The 16143-nt window shown below is 59.3% G+C and carries 17 protein-coding genes; 12 read left to right on the top strand and 5 right to left on the bottom strand.

All coding sequences use genetic code 11. The features are described from left to right. Positions 1 to 8: 8 nt before the first annotated feature. Positions 9 to 1151: a GGDEF domain-containing protein gene (locus V7747_RS13695; protein ID WP_335616579.1), complete on the bottom strand. Its 1143-nt coding sequence runs from the start codon at positions 1149 to 1151 to the stop codon at positions 9 to 11. Between the two features lie 346 nt (positions 1152 to 1497). Between V7747_RS13695 and V7747_RS13690 the strand changes: the two genes are divergently transcribed. Next, complete coding sequence (locus V7747_RS13690; protein ID WP_335616578.1) at positions 1498 to 3021, top strand: fumarate hydratase; 1524 nt, start codon at positions 1498 to 1500, stop codon at positions 3019 to 3021. Between the two features lie 53 nt (positions 3022 to 3074). Here V7747_RS13690 and V7747_RS13685 read toward each other — a convergent pair whose 3' ends face one another. Next, positions 3075 to 3671: an HvfX family Cu-binding RiPP maturation protein gene (locus tag V7747_RS13685; RefSeq protein ID WP_335616577.1), complete on the bottom strand. Its 597-nt coding sequence runs from the start codon at positions 3669 to 3671 to the stop codon at positions 3075 to 3077. 66 nt (positions 3672 to 3737) lie between these two features. Further along, positions 3738 to 5189: a pyruvate kinase gene (pyk, locus tag V7747_RS13680; protein WP_335616576.1), complete on the bottom strand. Its 1452-nt coding sequence runs from the start codon at positions 5187 to 5189 to the stop codon at positions 3738 to 3740. Between the two features lie 94 nt (positions 5190 to 5283). Here pyk and edd point away from each other — a divergent pair, with 94 nt between their 5' ends. The 3 genes from edd (at position 5284) to V7747_RS13665 (ending at position 8523) form a co-directional block, all read left to right on the top strand. After that, positions 5284 to 7098: a phosphogluconate dehydratase gene (gene edd, locus V7747_RS13675; RefSeq protein ID WP_335616575.1), complete on the top strand. Its 1815-nt coding sequence runs from the start codon at positions 5284 to 5286 to the stop codon at positions 7096 to 7098. Then, the gene (gene pgl, locus V7747_RS13670) at positions 7095 to 7808 is read left to right on the top strand and encodes a 6-phosphogluconolactonase (RefSeq protein ID WP_335616574.1); all 714 of its coding nucleotides are present in this window, start codon (positions 7095 to 7097) and stop codon (positions 7806 to 7808) included. Before edd ends, pgl begins: the two co-directional genes overlap by 4 nt. Before the next feature lie 73 nt (positions 7809 to 7881). Beyond that, the gene (locus V7747_RS13665) at positions 7882 to 8523 is read left to right on the top strand and encodes a bifunctional 4-hydroxy-2-oxoglutarate aldolase/2-dehydro-3-deoxy-phosphogluconate aldolase (protein ID WP_335616573.1); all 642 of its coding nucleotides are present in this window, start codon (positions 7882 to 7884) and stop codon (positions 8521 to 8523) included. 32 nt (positions 8524 to 8555) lie between these two features. Here the strand turns inward: V7747_RS13665 and V7747_RS13660 are convergent, their stop codons facing one another. Further along, entirely contained in the window at positions 8556 to 9491 is a 936-nt protein-coding gene (locus V7747_RS13660; protein ID WP_335616572.1) for a universal stress protein, read from the bottom strand. Positions 9492 to 9695: 204 nt separating this feature from the next. On the opposite strand from V7747_RS13660, the gene V7747_RS13655 reads away from it, so the two are divergent. From V7747_RS13655 to sbcB, 4 genes are read left to right on the top strand one after another with little or no spacing between them, the layout of a single operon-like run. Beyond that, entirely contained in the window at positions 9696 to 10070 is a 375-nt protein-coding gene (locus V7747_RS13655; RefSeq protein ID WP_335616571.1) for a tetratricopeptide repeat protein, read from the top strand. A gap of 49 nt (positions 10071 to 10119) precedes the next feature. Then, a complete protein-coding gene (locus V7747_RS13650; RefSeq protein WP_335616570.1) occupies positions 10120 to 10590 on the top strand; it encodes a DUF4124 domain-containing protein in 471 nt (156 codons plus the stop codon). A 1-nt stretch (position 10591) separates the two neighbouring features. After that, positions 10592 to 10984 carry a PilZ domain-containing protein gene (locus V7747_RS13645; protein ID WP_335616569.1) on the top strand — a complete coding sequence of 131 codons (393 nt, stop codon included), beginning with the start codon at positions 10592 to 10594 and terminating at the stop codon, positions 10982 to 10984. A 48-nt stretch (positions 10985 to 11032) separates the two neighbouring features. Beyond that, a complete protein-coding gene (gene sbcB / locus V7747_RS13640) occupies positions 11033 to 12481 on the top strand; it encodes an exodeoxyribonuclease I (RefSeq protein WP_335616568.1) in 1449 nt (482 codons plus the stop codon). Between the two features lie 65 nt (positions 12482 to 12546). On the opposite strand, the gene mvaT is transcribed toward sbcB, so the two are convergent. Beyond that, positions 12547 to 12915: a histone-like nucleoid-structuring protein MvaT gene (mvaT, locus tag V7747_RS13635; RefSeq protein WP_335616567.1), complete on the bottom strand. Its 369-nt coding sequence runs from the start codon at positions 12913 to 12915 to the stop codon at positions 12547 to 12549. Between the two features lie 332 nt (positions 12916 to 13247). Between mvaT and purU the strand changes: the two genes are divergently transcribed. The 4 genes from purU (at position 13248) to V7747_RS13615 (ending at position 16113) form a co-directional block, all read left to right on the top strand. Beyond that, entirely contained in the window at positions 13248 to 14099 is an 852-nt protein-coding gene (gene purU / locus V7747_RS13630; protein WP_335616566.1) for a formyltetrahydrofolate deformylase, read from the top strand. 33 nt (positions 14100 to 14132) lie between these two features. Continuing rightward, positions 14133 to 14546 carry a CBS domain-containing protein gene (locus V7747_RS13625; protein ID WP_335616565.1) on the top strand — a complete coding sequence of 138 codons (414 nt, stop codon included), beginning with the start codon at positions 14133 to 14135 and terminating at the stop codon, positions 14544 to 14546. Then, the gene (locus V7747_RS13620) at positions 14543 to 14722 is read left to right on the top strand and encodes a hypothetical protein (protein WP_335616564.1); all 180 of its coding nucleotides are present in this window, start codon (positions 14543 to 14545) and stop codon (positions 14720 to 14722) included. The genes V7747_RS13625 and V7747_RS13620 overlap by 4 nt, the downstream gene beginning before the upstream one ends. A gap of 155 nt (positions 14723 to 14877) precedes the next feature. After that, complete coding sequence (locus tag V7747_RS13615; protein WP_335616563.1) at positions 14878 to 16113, top strand: HD-GYP domain-containing protein; 1236 nt, start codon at positions 14878 to 14880, stop codon at positions 16111 to 16113. Positions 16114 to 16143 lie beyond the last annotated feature (30 nt).

The raw sequence follows: 16143 nt of genomic DNA, 5'->3' as shown, positions 1-16143 counted from the left end.
GAGACGGGTCAGACGTTATCGGCGTGATTATGCTTGGGTACATGATGCTCGCAGCGGTTGCGGCCACTGTGTTTGGCCAGATAAAGCGCCTGATCGGCATCGTTCAGGCACACCTCAAGGTCGTCTTCCTGGCGGATCAGGCTCAGGCCAGCCGACAAGGTGCAGTGTACCCCGTCCGGCAGGCAAGCAAACTGAACCTTGGCAAAGTTGTCGCGAATGCGCTCCAGGCACTGATGCAGCGCACCGAGATCGGTATTGCTGAGGAGGATGACAAACTCCTCGCCGCCAAAGCGGGCAACCAGGTCGCCATCGCGCAAACTGTCGCGGGCCAACCTGGCGAAGCCCTGCAGCACTTCGTCCCCTGCGGAATGGCCATACAGATCGTTGATGCGCTTGAAGTGATCCAGGTCGATCAGGGCCACCCCGAGCTGCTGGTTGGGTCGCATGAGTGTCATGCGGCGGCGCGCCTCTTCAATAAAATAACGCCGATTGGCCAAGCCGGTCAGGCTGTCAGTGGTAGCAAGATTCTGCAGCTGGCCCATCATCCCGCGCAGGGTTTCCTGATGCGCCTGCAGTGTGCTGTGGCGCTGCTGCAGACGTTCGCGCAGCTCGCGAATATAACTACCGGTGACGCACAGGCAGCCGAGGAAGCAGGCGAGAATAAACCATTGCACCAGACTCAGCGTGAGGCCGTGAGCACTGGGCCCTTGGTAACTCTCGATGGCAATCAGGCCGCCAAAGCAGGTTAGACACAGCAGCGCCTGCAGTATCAGATCGCGGCGCGAGAGCTGGAAAATACCAAACACCAGAATATTGGCGTAGACCAATACCAGGCTGCCGCGCAAGCTGCCGGCAAAGGCCAGGAAGAACGTGGTCAACAAGATGGCGACAACAATTTGGACGTTGGTCAGGCTGGGCTCTCGAAAGCGCAGATTGAAGCCGCTTTTAAACGCCAGAAAAAACGCGCCTTGGGTTACAACGCCGAGGAGTATGTGGATGGAAGCCATCCAGGCAGTTGAATCATAGTGCCCGGCTGCCCAGGCCACGCCGATCACGACGTAGGTAATCAGATAGTTGATTTGCGCCAGGTAGAAGCGCTGCAGCCTCAAAGCCTGGAATTTATCGCTATTTGCATCCTGCAATTCGCTCACGATTAGGCCTGTTGTTATGTGATGGCATTATGACGTCAATTTATAGTTTCAGCCTTGTTTTGAAAAGCATTTTATTTCACCCGTACCGGGAATGACTGAGACAGGCTCGGCAGTATTGAAAAACAGTGGTAGGAGAGACTTTCTTTTATTGCCCAGCGGCCCTGGCGAGGCCCATTTCGTCAGAGAGTCGCTTCAGGCGCTATGCCGTACGGTCAGCTCGGGTATACTTGGCGACTGTTTTCTCAAGGGTGCGGCCTTACAGCACCCGAGCCTGTCCGATTCCGTTAGCCTGGTCTGACATAACGCCGTCCGTGTCAGCCGCCGAATGAGAGGAGCCTGTCCGAGCATGGCCGTTATCAAGCAAGACGATCTGATCCAGAGCGTAGCCGATGCGCTGCAATACATTTCCTACTACCACCCCGTGGACTTCATCCAGGCTGTGCACGAAGCCTACGAGCGTGAAGAGTCCAAGGCGGCGAAGGATGCCATCGCGCAGATTCTGATCAACTCCCGCATGTGCGCCACAGGCCACCGTCCGATCTGCCAGGACACCGGTATCGTCACCGTGTTCGTCAAGGTCGGCATGAACGTCAGTTGGGACGGCGCCACCATGAGCCTGGACGATATGATCAACGAAGGCGTGCGCCGCGCCTACAACAACCCGGACAACGTTCTGCGTGCCTCCATCTTGGCCGACCCGGCTGGCAAGCGCACCAACACCAAGGACAACACCCCGGCGGTTATCCACTACCAGATCGTCCCGGGCGACAAGGTAGAAGTCGATGTGGCTGCCAAGGGCGGCGGATCCGAGAACAAGTCCAAGATGGTCATGCTCAACCCGTCCGACTCGATCGTTGACTGGGTGGTCAAGACCGTTCCGACCATGGGCGCGGGCTGGTGCCCGCCGGGCATGCTCGGCATTGGTATCGGTGGTACCGCGGAGAAGGCTGCGGTGATGGCCAAGGAAGCGCTGATGGATCCGATCGACATCCATGAACTGCGTGCCCGCGGCCCGCAGAACCGCGCTGAAGAGCTGCGCCTGGAAATCATGGACAAGGTCAACGCACTGGGTATCGGCGCGCAGGGTCTGGGCGGTCTGACCACCGTTCTGGATATCAAGATCAAGGATTACCCGACCCACGCAGCCAGTCTGCCGGTGTGCATGATTCCCAACTGCGCCGCGACCCGTCACGCGCACTTCGTGCTCGACGGCAGTGGCCCGGCCGAGCTGAAAGCGCCGCCGATGGACGCCTACCCGGAAATTACCTGGGAAGTTGGCGATGGCGTGCGCCGCGTCAACCTCGACACCGTTACCCCGGAAGACGTGCTGAGCTGGAAGAGCGGCGAGACCGTGCTGCTGTCCGGCAAGATGCTGACCGGCCGCGATGCTGCGCACAAGCGTATGGTCGACATGCTGAACAAGGGCGAAGAGCTGCCGGTTGATCTGAAAGGCCGCTTCATCTACTACGTCGGTCCGGTTGACCCGGTGCGTGACGAGGTTGTTGGACCGGCAGGCCCGACCACCGCGACCCGCATGGACAAGTTCACCCGTCAGATCCTTGAGGCGACTGGCCTGCTGGGCATGATCGGTAAGTCCGAGCGCGGCCCGATTGCCATCGAAGCGATCAAGGACCACAAGGCGGTTTACCTGATGGCCGTTGGTGGCGCAGCCTACCTGGTTGCCCAGGCGATCAAGAAAGCCGAGGTTATTGCCTTCCCCGAGCTGGGCATGGAAGCGATCTACGAGTTCGACGTGCAAGACATGCCGGTCACCGTTGCGGTCGACAGCACAGGCGAATCCGCACACATCACCGGCCCGCAGATCTGGCAGAAGAAGATTGCCGAAAGCCTGGCGGTAGAAGTGAAGTAAGCCCTCTCCGGGCAAGAAAAGGGCCTCGCTTGCGAGGCCCTTTTTTATTTTTGCTACACCGTGCGATACCGCTGGGCCAGCCAGTAGTCCACGCTGACCCAGCGTCCCGCACCGGTAAAGAACAGTGCAAGCAGCATCAGTAGGTAGGTGGCGGCCCACTCGATTCCGTTGTTGAGTATGACTAGCCGCCCACTGCTGGTGAGCCACTCATAGTTGCCGTGCTCCTGCAGTATGCTGCGGGCGCGCGCCAGCTTGTCGGCGGAGGCGGTGACGCGTTCGTTGGCGAACAGCGAGGAGGGATCGGCGATTACCGGCCAGCCATAGGGCCAGTGCACGGCGAAGATGGCAACCAGCATGGTGATGATCAGTGGAATGCTGATCCAGCGCACCGCCAACCCGATTAGCAGCAGGAGTGCTCCGCCAATCTCGGTCAGGGTTGCCAGCCAGGCGAGCAGTTCAGGAAAAGGCAGACCAAGGCCGTTTTCCACGTCACCGAACCAACTGATGGTGGCATCCATGTGCTGCAGCTTGCGGCTGCCGGCCATCCATAGCACCGGGACCAGATAAAGGCGCAGCAGTGGCGGGGCGAGAAAATCGAATTGCCGAGTGGCGTCTAGGCAGTTCTGCAGACGATTGAGCGTGGCAAGCATGGGGCGAGTCTCTGGGTGGTTGTTGAACTACCCAAGAGACTCGCCGGCCAGCAGCTTGTTACAGCGTTAAACCAGTGATTCACCTACGTGCAGCAGCTTCATCGAGTTGGTGCCGCCGCGCGAGTTGTATACATCACCCTTGGTTAGTATCACCCAGTCGCCGGGCTGCACATAACCGCCTTCGAGCAGCTTGTTGACTGCCTGCTGGTTGATGTCGCTGGAGGGCATGTCTGCCGGGTTGAAGGGGATCGCCTGCACGCCGCGATACAGCGCCACGCGGCCCAGGGTCTGGGTATTGGGTGACAGCGCGAAGATCGGCAGATGCGAGCGAATGCGCGACATGATCAGTGGCGTAAAGCCGCTCTCGGTCAGGGTGATCACCGCAGTCACGCCGGGGAAGTGGTTGCCGGCGTACATGGCAGCCAGCGCAACGGTTTCGTCACAGCGCTCGAATTTCTGGTACAGGCGGTGCCCGGACTTCTGGCTGGTGGGATGCTTCTCTGCGCCGCGGCACACCCGGTCCATGGCGCGTACTGCTTCTACCGGATAATCCCCGGCGGCGGTTTCGGCCGAGAGCATTACTGCGTCGGTGTAATCCAGGGCGGCGTTGGCGACGTCGGATACCTCGGCGCGAGTTGGCAGCGGGCTGGAGATCATCGACTCCATCATCTGGGTTGCGGTGATGACGACCTTGTTCTGTTTGCGGGCGCGGCTGATTATGTGTTTTTGAATTCCTACCAGCTCGGCGTCGCCGATTTCCACGCCCAGATCGCCGCGCGCCACCATGACGCCGTCGCTGGCCTGGATCAGGCCGTCCAGCGCTTCATCGTCGGCAACCGCTTCAGCGCGCTCGATCTTGGCAATCAGCCAGGCTTCGGATTCGGCGTCGCGCAACAGCTTGCGCGCCAGGTGCATGTCGGCGGCGTCGCGCGGGAAAGAGACGGCCACGTATTCCATCTGCAGCTCTGCCGCCAGATTGATGTCGTTGCGATCCTTGTCGGTCAGGGCGGCGGCCGAGAGGCCACCACCACGCCGGTTGATGCCCTTGTTGTTGGACAATGGGCCGCCCACGGTCACGCGGCAGCGCACCTCATCACGACCGACGCTTTCGACCGCCAGCACCACACGGCCATCGTCCAGCAGCAGCTCGTCACCGGCGCGGCAGTCTTTCACCAGATCGGGGTAGTCGAGGCCGACGATATCGCTGGTGCCGTTGTCGAGATCATGTACGGTAGACAGGCGGAAGTTGTCACCCACCTCCAGTTCGATACGCCCATCGGTAAAGCGGCCAATGCGGATTTTCGGGCCTTGCAGGTCGCCGAGCAGGGCAACGTGCTGACCATTTTCTTCGGCAATCTCACGCACCAGACGCGCGCGGCGGCGGTGCTCATCTGCGCTGCCGTGGGAGAAGTTGAGGCGGGCTACGTTCATGCCCGCGGCAATCAGTTCAGCGATGCGTTCCGGACTGCTTGTGGCGGGTCCAAGGGTGGCGACGATTTTGGTACGGCGCAACGACATGCGAAGGTCCTTGTGTGATGGACGGGCGAATGGGAATGGGTTCTACAATAGAACATAATTGCCCTTCGCGGGTAGGTTGACAGAGGAGGGTTGCATGCATCCACAGGTTGAAGCCGTTACGGCAGCAATACGCGAGCGTAGCAAACGCAGCCGAGCTGCCTATTTGGCGCAAATTCAGGCCGCTCCTCCGGGGCGCAAGGGCTTGTCCTGTGGCAATTTGGCGCACGGCATGGCGGCCTGCTCTGCCACGGATAAAGATCGCTTGCGTATGGTGGACGCGGTCAACATCGGCTTGGTCACGGCCTACAACGATATGCTCTCGGCGCACCAGCCCTACGAAAGCTACCCGGCGCAGATTCGACAAACGCTGCGCGGTATGGGCGCGACCGGGCAGGTCGCAGGCGGCGTGCCGGCGATGTGCGACGGCGTGACACAGGGCGAGCCGGGCATGGAGTTGTCGCTGGCCAGTCGGGATGTGATCGCCATGAGCACGGCCATCGCGCTGTCCCACAATATGTTCAATGGTGCGCTCTGTCTGGGGATATGCGACAAGATCGTGCCCGGCCTGTTGATGGGCGCGTTACGGTTCGGCCATCTGCCGGTGCTCTTTGTACCAGCAGGCCCCATGCCCAGTGGCTTGCCCAATAGCGAGAAGGCGCGCGTGCGCGAGCTGTTTGCGGAGGGCAAGGTTGATCGCGACGCCTTGCTGGCGGCCGAAAGCGCGTCCTATCACAGCGCCGGCACCTGCACTTTCTACGGCACCGCCAACACCAACCAGATGCTGCTCGAAGCCATGGGGCTGCAGCTGCCCGGCAGCTCCTTTGTGGCGCCGGGTACGCCCTTGCGCGACGCCTTGACCCAGTACGCTGCAGAGCAGGTTGTGCGCCTGGCGCAGGCAGGTGAAGTGCGGCTGGCCGATATTCTGGATGAGCGCGCACTGGTCAACGCGCTGGTGATGCTCTTGGCCACGGGTGGCTCAACCAACCTGACCATTCATCTGGTTGCCATCGGCCAGGCAGCCGGGTTGCAGCTGCGTTGGGAAGATATGGCCGCGCTGTCTGCGGTGGTGCCGACGCTGGCGCACATCTACCCGAGCGGCAAGGCGGATATTAATCAATTTCACGCCGCAGGCGGCACCGCCTGGTTGTTCCGCCAGCTGCTGGCCGGTGGCTTGTTGCACGAACAGGTACAGACGGTAGCGGGGTTCGGGCTGGCGCGATACTGCCGCGAACCGGTGTTGCAAGACGGCAAATTGCACTGGCGTGAGGGCGCGGAATTCAGTCTGGATGACAGTATCCTGCGGCCGCTGGAACGGCCTTTTCTGCCCAATGGTGGCTTACGGCTGCTGCAGGGTAATCTTGGCAGAGGCGTGTTGAAGGTCTCGGCGGTGGCACAGGCGCACTGGCAGGTCAGTGCGCCTTGCCGGGTGTTCGATGAGCAGGACGATTTTGTAGCGGCATTTCAGGCCGGTGAGCTGGACCGCGACTGTGTCGCTGTTTTGCGCTTTCAGGGGCCGCGAGCCAACGGTATGCCGGAGCTCCACAAACTTATGCCTTACCTGGGTGTGCTGCAGGATCGCGGCCATCAAGTGGCGCTGGTCACGGACGGGCGCATGTCGGGTGCCTCGGGTAAGGTGCCGGCGGCTATTCATCTTTGTCCTGAGGCAGCAGATGGTGGGCCGTTGGCCTACTTGCGAGACGGTGATCCCATTGCATTGGATGCCGGCCACGGCCAGCTTCAGGTGCAGTTGGATGAGGCAATATGGCAAGCACGCACGCCGGCGTTGCAGCCGCAGTCGGTACGTCGTGGCTTGGGCCGTGAGTTATTTGCATTCATGCGCGCCGAGGCTAGTCCGGCAGAGCAGGGCGGCAGTGTGTTTACCGCCAGCCTGCAGCAGGCAGATAGGTGAGCGAGCTGGCGCGGCTGGCCGCACAGCGCGGCTTGCTTCTGCGGACCGAGGCAACCGCGCAGCAGCAAGCGCAATGGTTGGCGCAGAGCATAGCCCAGGCTTTACAGGCGGCGTTGTTGGCGAGGGGGCGAGCGACCCTGGCGCTCTCTGGTGGGCGCAGCCCGATACCGCTGCTCAAGGCGCTCAATGATATCGAAATGCCGTGGGAGCAGGTGGGTATCACGCTGGTTGATGAGCGCTGGGTAGCGCCGGATCAGCCTGATAGCAACGCCGGTCTGATATGGCGGAATATGCCGCAGGTGATGCCCCGAGTGCGTTGGCAGCCGCTCTATCATGGCATTGGGCCGGTGCAGGATGCCGAGCGCAGCAGCGCGGCGTTGCGGGCCTGGCTGCCGTTGGATGTGGTGGTTCTGGGCATGGGTAGCGATGGCCATACTGCGTCGCTGTTTCCCGCAGCGGAGGGGCTGGCGGCGGCCTTGAGCCATGAGGCTGCCGCGCTTTGCCTGCCGGCCGTAGCGCCAGATGGCAGCCAGCGGTTGACCCTCACGGGCGCTGCGTTACACTCCGCGCGCTTGCAGTTGCTGGCCATCCGCGGCGAGGATAAGGCGCAGACGCTGATCGCTGCGCTGGCCGGACAGCAGCCTCAGTGGCCAATCAGCGCTTTCCTGCGGCCGCCATTGCAGATTGTTTACAGCGCGGATGCCGGTTAGCGGTTTGGCCGTAACACGGTTGTGATGAAAAACGTTTACATTTTAATGGTCTGCCGGGAGAGCGACGCAGTACATGGATATGACTCAGACTCTGGATGCGTTATTCGCCAAGGCAACGCTGCTGCCGGTAATCAATGTCGAGCGAGAAACCGATATTCTGCCGCTGGCTGATGCCCTGGCTGCCGGTGGCATCACCACGCTGGAAATCACCCTGCGCACGGCGCTTGGCCTGCCGGCGATCGCCCTGCTGCGGCGTGAGCGTCCTGAATTGTGTATTGGTGCCGGAACCGTGACCGACGCCGCGCAGTACCGCGCGGTAATCAAGGCTGGTGCGCAGTTCGTGGTGACGCCGGGTATCACCGATGAATTGCTGGAGCTGGGCCTGCACAGTGAGGTGCCGTTGCTGCCGGGTATTGCCAGCGCGTCGGAGATTCTTGCCGGATACCGATTGGGGTATCGCCGCTTCAAGGTTTTTCCCGCCGCGGTGCTGGGTGGCACAGCGCTGTTAAGAGCCTTCGCCGGCCCGTTCAAGGATGTGCGTTTCTGTCCCACCGGTGGAATTGATCAGCAGAGTTTTGCGGACTATCTGGCACTGGATAACGTGATGGCGGTGGGCGGCAGCTGGGTTGCACCCAAAGCTGCTATCGCGGCAGGTAACTGGGCCGAGATTACTCGGCTCAGCCGCGCCGCCAGCAGCATGGCAGCGCGGCACTGAAGCGCGCCGCACCGGTCTGTTTTATTGACCGCTTACGCGGGCTTGCTCGGATCGCGAAAATCATCCGGTTTGATGATCAGCAGATCGCAGGGCACCTCATCCAGCAGGCGTTCTGCAGTGTGACCAATCAACGCGCTTTCCAGTCGTGAGCGTGATACCGCTCCCAATAGCAACAGATTGATGCCTAGCTTTTCTACCAGCTGTGGTATGGCTTCTTCCGGATAACCTTCCAGCAGGTGCTGCTGAGCCTGGCCGGCCTCGGTGCGCCCCAGCAGGTCGCTGAAGGCATCGGTGTGCTGCTTTTTCACGTCGTCTGCGTAGCCCTGATAATCGACGACCAAAGTGGCATCAACCACCATGGTGCGTGGTAGCGGGTTATAGCAGTGCACCAGGTGCAGCGTAGCCGCAGTGCTGTCGGCAAGTGCCCGAGCTTCAGTGATGAGCTTCAGGTCGAGGTTGGCCGGTTTGTCGTCGATGTGCAGCGGGTCAACGGCGGCACAAATTTGTGTAACCGGCTGCTCTCCCTGCTTGACCAGCCATAGCGGCACTTCGCAGTGGCGAATCAGCTGCCAATCAGTATTAGTCAGAAACAGGCGTTTCAGCGCATTGTGATGGTGTGTTGTTTTCAGAATAAGGTCGGGCTTCAACTGCTGCGCGGCCTGCAGAATGTGGCGATCCAGCCGCTTACCCCACACCGCCTGCACATCTACCTGAAGGCCTTTGGCACGCAGCGGGGCGGCCAGCCGCTCAAGAAACACGGTATGGTTGTGCAGCAGCGATGCGCGGGCCTTTTCCAGCCCGCTGCTCTCAAACAGGGAGCCGCCGTCGAGCGCCGCAACATAGTCGCAGAGCAGCAGCGTCAGGCGCGCCTCGGGATGGTTTTGCGCGAGGCTTTCCGCGCGAGCCAGGCACGGCTGTTGGTCTTTACTTGTGGGGTCTATCACAACCAGCAGGTGATGAATCTTCATGTGGTCCTCCGGCAGGGATGGGGTGCGCAGCGCTATGGTCTGCTTCTTTGCTTGGCAGCTTGCCCGTTATGCAAAGAGAGTTCATAAACTCAAAATAGTGCCCACATCGGCCGCTGTCACTGACCTGCGTCAAGTGAATGACAGACTGAAGAATTCCGCCACCGCGCCGATATGTCGATAACACTGCCTTTTGCCGAGATGCCCATGACTAGTCAGCTCCCCTTCGTGCTCGCCGGAATCTTGCTGTTGACCGGCTGTGGGTCGACGGCCTACAGCAAGCACCTGAGCAACGCCTACAGTGCCTATGAACGCGGTGACTGCGCCGAGGTCATCAGTCAGCTGTCGGAGACCGAGCGGGTGAGTCGCTCGCGCCCTTACCTACAGCCGGAAATTTCCCTGTTGCGCGGCCAGTGTCTTGAAAGACAAGCGCTTTACCTGGATGCCGTGCAGGTCTATCGCTATCTGGTTGACCACTACCCCCACAATGAGTACGCCTACCGTGCCGGTGCGCGACTGGAGACTCTGCGGCAGCTCGGCCATTACGACCCCGACCAACCGCTGGCGCCGCAGGTGCGCTGAAACCGGCTGCCGTGGATCGCGGGGCTTGGCCCGCTGATGGCATTGGGCTATGCTCGACCGTCTGGTCAAGGATTCACCGGGTAACGTCATGAAGCTACGTTTGTTGCTGCTGCCTTTGCTGGTCACCTGTGCCACGGGCCAGGCCGAGGCGCAGATCTATCGCTGGGTCGATGCGCAGGGACAGGTGCATTTTGAGCAGCGTCCGCGTCAAGGCGCGGAGCCGGTTGAGGTACAACCGCAAGTGGTCGAGCGTGAGGATCACGTGCGCGAAAGCGAGCAGAATCGTCAGCGCTTGTTCGAGGTGCGCGAGCAGGAACGTGCTGACCAGCGTGCGCTTAACGCTAAGTTAAGGCAACAACAGGACCAGCGCTGCGCAAAGTTGCGTGAGCAACTGGCGCTCTACGAGCAGCGCGTTTTCTGGTACGAGGAAGATGCCAGCGGCCGGCGAGTAGAGGTTCCCAATGACCGGGTTCAGGCCAGCAAGAATGCATTGCTGGCGCAGCTCCGAGAGGGTTGTTGATATGCATGTAATACCTAGCTCCAGCAGTGATCGGCCGCTAGAACAACGGCAGATTCCGCGTCATCAGCTCAGCGCGTTTCTGCGTGTTTACAACAGCCAGACTGATCGTCCCTTTGGTTACATTGGTAATGTATCGCGGCTGGGTATCATGTTGATTACCGCATTGCCGGTGATGCTTGGCCAGGAATATGACCTGATGCTCAAATTGCCGGCCATGCAGGGCGAGCAGACCGAAGAGGTGCATTTTCGCGTCCACAGTCACTGGTGTCGTCAGGACATCACGCCCGGTTACTACGACTGCGGTTTCAGCATTACGTCCAACCCCAACACCTTCGCCGGTCTGGCGGCGGTACTGCAACGCTATTTCAGCTTCAGTCAGCCAGCGGATGCCTGAGCTGCAGCATTGCGTTACCCTGCACGCCTCAGGTAACGGGGGCAGGGCATGAGCAAGAGTTTTTTCTGGTATGACTTTGAATCCACCGGCATTGATCCGCGTCGCGATCGGCCGGTTCAGGTTGCGGGCGTGCGCACCAACGAACAACTGGAAGAAATCGGCGAGCCGTTGTGCATCGATTGTCAGTTGCCTGAAGACGTGCTGCCGCACCCCATGGCTTGCCTGGTTACCGGCATCGGCCCCGAACGCTTGGCGAGCGGCCTGGGCGAGCCTGAGTTCATTCATCGTCTGCATGAGCAGATGATGGTGCCGGGCACCTGCAGTGTTGGCTACAACAGTCTGCGGTTCGATGACGAAATGACCCGTTTCACCCTGTACCGTAACTTTCATGATCCCTACGCTCGTGAGTGGCAGGGTGGCAACAGCCGCTGGGATTTGCTCGATGCCTTGCGCGCGGCCCACGCGCTGCGCCCCGAAGGCATCGTGTGGCCTCAGCAGGACGGCTTTACCAGTCTGCGCCTGGAAGCGCTGACAGCCGCTAACGGCATTGAACACGGCCAGGCGCATGACGCGCTGGCGGATGTGCGTGCCACCATTGCCATGGCGCGGCTGCTGCGCCAGGCTCAGCCCAGACTGTATGAGTACCTGCTGACCCTGCGCAGCAAGCATCGGGTTAGCGAGTTGATCGATCTGCAGAACACGCGGCCACTGGTGCACGTATCGGGGCGCTTTGGCCGTGAGCGGAGTGGTTTGGCGCTGGTGCTGCCGCTGGGCTGGCATCCCACCAACCGCAATGCGTTGATCGTTTACGACCTGGCCGCGGATCCCGCACTGATCATGGCGCATCCCGCCGAAGATATCCGACGTCTGCTGTATACCCGGCAGGATGCCTTGGCCGAGGGTGAAGCCCGGCCCGGCTTGAAGCTGGTGCATATCAACAAATGCCCGGTGTTGGCCGATACCAAGGTGTTGTTGCCCCCCGACATCGAACGATTGCAGCTGGACATGCCTCAATTGATGATGCACGCTGAGCAACTCGCCGCGTGGCGCGGGTCGGCTCAGGGCCTGCTGGCGCAGATTTACGCGCCGCAAAGCGTACCTGTCGATACGCAGGAAGACCCGGAGCAGCAGCTGTATGGCAGCTTCATCGGTGATGCCGACCGTCGCTTATTACCGGCAATTCGCGAAGCCGATGGCAAAGTGTTGGCCGCAACGCAGTGGCCACTGCGCGATCAGCGGCTGGTAGATATGCTGTTTCGCTATCGTGCGAGAAACTTTGCGGACTCGCTGAGTGAGCAGGAGCGCGGACAATGGCAGCAGTTCTGCCATGACCGCCTGACCGGCATCGAACCCGGCGCGCCCATTACTTATAGCGATTTCATGCAAAGCATCGAGACATTGCTGCCACAGGCTGATGCGCAGCAACAGGTACTCCTCCTGGCATGGCAAAGGGAGGCGCAAGCCCGCGCGCAACGCCTCGGCATCCAAGGTGTTTGAGTATGTTTAGCGCATAAAAAACCCGATGCGAGGCATCGGGTTTTGTGTTTCAACGGCTGGTTGTTTTAGCCCAGGATGGTCATCCAGGATTCAACTTTGTCAGCGCCGTACTGTTCTTTCCAGGCTTTCAGCGTCTTGTGGTTGCCGCCCTTGGTTTCAATAACTTCACCGGTGTTGGGGTTTTTGTACTGTTTTACCTTGCGCGCACGCTTGCTACCAGTAGCGGCTTTCTTGCCAGCGGCAACTTTGTTGTCAGGATCAAGAATGCCAACAACATCTTTGAGCGACTTATTGTACTGACCCATCAGGCTGCGCAGTTTTTCTTCAAACTCAATTTCTTTTTTCAGCTTGTCGTCATTGGACAACGACTGAAGGCGTTCGTTAAGTTCGCGAATGGTTTCTTCAATCTGACGATATTCTTGCAGCATGGACATGGAAGTTACCTTTTTTGTAACGGAGTGGTAGACGGAAACGCTGTAATAGTAGTTTATACAATGTTCTCTTACAACAAGTTGTAACTTTACTCCGGCAGTTGGCTGGATTTTTTAAGTTAATTAAGCGCGTCGGCTTGAACAATCCTGCAACAGGCATTATTTCGCTGCCACTGCTCCACACTAACGGTTAGAATGCCCGCCTCGGTGCGTCAGGGCGGCTCTCTTCGCCTGCGGCTCTGGTTGGCGCCATCAGTTGAGCTGACAAAACGCGCCGGTGGGGTGTCTTTGTTGATCATTGTTGTGTGGTTTTGGTAATTGAGTGAGGAGTAAAAATGCGTACTTTCAGGTTGGTCATCGCCTGTCCTGACCGGGTCGGGATAGTCGCCAAGGTAAGTAGTGTTTTGGCGGCATATAATGGTTGGATAACCGAGGCGAATCACCATTCTGATAATTTGTCTGGCTGGTTTTTCATGCGGCATGAAATCCGCGCGGACTCATTGCCTTTTGATGTCGATGGTTTACGTACGGCGTTCGCCCCCATCGGTAATGAGTTCAAGATGGATTGGCGCGTCAGTGATTCGGCGCAACGCAAGAAAGTGGTGTTGATGGCCAGTCGTGAATCGCACTGTTTGGCAGACTTGTTGCACCGCTGGCACAGCGGTGAACTCGATTGCGATATTACCAGTGTGATTTCAAATCACGATGATTTGCGCAGTATGGTCGAGTGGCATGGCATCCCGTTTCACCACGTGCCGGTCAACCCGCAAGACAAGGCGCCGGCCTTTGCTCGGGTGAACGAGCTGGTGGCTGATCAGCAGGCGGACTGCATTGTGCTGGCGCGTTATATGCAAATTCTGCCGCCCGAACTTTGTGAGCGTTATGCGCACCGCATCATCAATATTCACCACAGCTTCCTGCCGTCCTTTGTGGGTGCACGCCCTTATCATCAGGCGGCGCAGCGGGGTGTGAAGCTGATTGGTGCCACCTGCCACTATGTCACCGAAGAGCTGGATGCCGGCCCGATCATTGAACAGGATGTGGTACGCATTACCCACCGGCACAATGCTGAAGATATGGTGCGGCTGGGCAAAGACGTGGAAAAAATGGTGCTTTCTCGCGGCTTGCGTTACCACCTGGAAGATCGTGTCCTTGTTCACGACAACAAGACCGTGGTGTTCAGCTAAGCTGTAGGGGACTAACCCAAGGCAGGAGGCTTTATGCTGAAATCGGTCAAGGTGCGGGATTACATGACGTCGGATCTGGTGACTTTCACCGCCGACATGGACTTGTTTCGGGCGATTGATCGCCTGCTGGCTCATCGGATTTCCGGGGCACCGGTGCTCGATGAGCACGGGAATCTCATCGGGTTATTGTCAGAAGGTGATTGCCTCAAGGGTATTCTCGCCGGTAGCTACTTCGAGGAAGCCGGGGGCACTGTGGCGTCGGTGATGACGGTGGTGGTTGAAACCATCGACGCCGATGCTGACATCGTCAAGGCGGCAGAGCACTTCATTCGTATGCGTCGCCGTCGTTTGCCAGTCATTGACGAAGGCAAGCTGGTGGGGCAGATCAGTCGTCGCGACATTCTGCGTGCCATGCAGAAGTACAACGAGCACGCCGCGCCGAAATGAAGCCGTTTGACGACGACCAGAGCGAGTCTGACCCGCTGACTGCCGGCGCCGCGGTACTCCCTGCTATGCAAGGTGAAGGCTGCCTGCTGCGGTTCTCTCCGGAAGCACTTAACGAGCAGATGGGGGCCGATTTTTCGGCGGCGGCTACCTGCCCACAATTTTCTGAGGATGACTAAAGTCGCTGTTCAGAAACTTTGCTGGATGCCTATACTGATTGTGGCAAATGGCTATGCCGTATGCATCTAGGTGGTACCCGGTTTCACCGCTGGTCCGCGCAGATCGACGTGGTAAGGATGCTCGCTCAACAGTGCTATTGGGACGTCCGGTAACGATGTTAAAAAAAATAACCATAGATGAAATCCGCATAGGCATGTACGTCGAACGCTTTTGCGGTTCATGGATACAGCACCCGTTCTGGTCCAGCAAGATGCTGATCGAGGATCGGCAAATGCTTAACCAGATCAAAGAGAGTTCGGTCAGCGAACTGGTGATCGATACCAGTAAAGGCCTGGATGTCTTAGCAGCAGAAGTCGCCGCTGTATTGCCCTCTGAAGCGGTGGCAGAGCCGGCGGTTGCGGCCGCTGGGCCTGCCGAGATGAAACCCGCCCCCATAGAGCACCTGCAGGCTAGTTCGATGGCCGACGAGGTGCTGCGCGCGCAACAGGTGTTTCGCCGCGGCAAGCAGGCAGTCAAGGCGATGTTTACCGATGTGCGCCTAGGCCAGGTCGTCAATACTGCCGGCCTCAGTGAGCTGGTAAGCGAGATGAACAGCTCCCTCAGCCGTAATCCGCATGCATTGATCAGCGTCGCCCGGATCAAGACCAAGGATGAATACACCTACCTGCACTCGGTAGCGGTTGCCGCCATGATGGTGGGCATGGCCCGTGCGTTGGGCCTGTCCGAGACAGAAGTGCTGGAAGCCGGTATGGCGGGTCTGCTACACGACATGGGTAAGGCGGTAATGCCGGAGGCTGTACTGAACAAACCGGGCAAGCTTACCGACGATGAGTTTGCCATCATGCGGGGTCATCCGGCTGAGGGGCACAAGCTGCTGCTGGAATGGGAAAACGTGCCTGATGCGGTGCTCGACGTGTGCCTGCATCACCACGAAAAGGTGGATGGCAGCGGTTACCCCGAGCGGCTGGCTGGCGACAACATCTCCCTGTTGGCGCGCGTCGGCGCGATCTGTGATGTGTATGACGCCATCACCTCCAACCGTCCCTATAAAGCGGGTTGGGATCCGGCCGAGTCGCTCAGCCGCATGGCCAGTTGGCAGGGGCATTTTGACCCTGGCCTGTTCAAGCTTTTCGTTCGCATGCTGGGTATCTATCCGGTTGGTTCACTGGTACGGCTCGAGTCGCAGCGACTGGGTGTGGTGGTGGAGCAAGGCAAGGATTCATTACTGGTGCCCAAGGTCAGCGTGTTTTACTCCACCCGGCTTAAGCAGGGGCTGCCGGTAACCGTGGTTGATCTTGCCAGTGAGCACGAAAAGGATCGGATTGTGGGGCGAGAGAATCCAGAGGACTGGCCATTCAGAAATCTCGACGCGCTCTGGTTGCCAAGTTAATCAGTTGATCTGACATAAACCAAAAACCGC

Source organism: Halopseudomonas sp., assembly GCF_036960865.1.
GTDB lineage: Bacteria > Pseudomonadota > Gammaproteobacteria > Pseudomonadales > Pseudomonadaceae > Halopseudomonas.
This window is presented reverse-complemented; position numbering and strand designations above follow the sequence as displayed.

Bases quoted from the DNA above. Each gene is read 5' to 3' on its own strand.
- V7747_RS13690 (WP_335616578.1), top strand. From the start codon at position 1,498: ATGGCCGTTATCAAGCAAGACGATCTGATCCAGAGCGTAGCCGATGCG.
- V7747_RS13685 (WP_335616577.1), bottom strand. From the start codon at position 3,671: ATGCTTGCCACGCTCAATCGTCTGCAGAACTGCCTAGACGCCACTCGG.
- pyk (WP_335616576.1), bottom strand. From the start codon at position 5,189: ATGTCGTTGCGCCGTACCAAAATCGTCGCCACCCTTGGACCCGCCACA.
- edd (WP_335616575.1), top strand. From the start codon at position 5,284: ATGCATCCACAGGTTGAAGCCGTTACGGCAGCAATACGCGAGCGTAGC.
- V7747_RS13665 (WP_335616573.1), top strand. From the start codon at position 7,882: ATGGATATGACTCAGACTCTGGATGCGTTATTCGCCAAGGCAACGCTG.
- V7747_RS13660 (WP_335616572.1), bottom strand. From the start codon at position 9,491: ATGAAGATTCATCACCTGCTGGTTGTGATAGACCCCACAAGTAAAGAC.
- V7747_RS13655 (WP_335616571.1), top strand. From the start codon at position 9,696: ATGACTAGTCAGCTCCCCTTCGTGCTCGCCGGAATCTTGCTGTTGACC.
- V7747_RS13650 (WP_335616570.1), top strand. From the start codon at position 10,120: ATGCTCGACCGTCTGGTCAAGGATTCACCGGGTAACGTCATGAAGCTA.
- V7747_RS13645 (WP_335616569.1), top strand. From the start codon at position 10,592: ATGCATGTAATACCTAGCTCCAGCAGTGATCGGCCGCTAGAACAACGG.
- sbcB (WP_335616568.1), top strand. From the start codon at position 11,033: ATGAGCAAGAGTTTTTTCTGGTATGACTTTGAATCCACCGGCATTGAT.
- mvaT (WP_335616567.1), bottom strand. From the start codon at position 12,915: ATGTCCATGCTGCAAGAATATCGTCAGATTGAAGAAACCATTCGCGAA.
- purU (WP_335616566.1), top strand. From the start codon at position 13,248: ATGCGTACTTTCAGGTTGGTCATCGCCTGTCCTGACCGGGTCGGGATA.
- V7747_RS13625 (WP_335616565.1), top strand. From the start codon at position 14,133: ATGCTGAAATCGGTCAAGGTGCGGGATTACATGACGTCGGATCTGGTG.
- V7747_RS13620 (WP_335616564.1), top strand. From the start codon at position 14,543: ATGAAGCCGTTTGACGACGACCAGAGCGAGTCTGACCCGCTGACTGCC.
- V7747_RS13615 (WP_335616563.1), top strand. From the start codon at position 14,878: ATGTTAAAAAAAATAACCATAGATGAAATCCGCATAGGCATGTACGTC.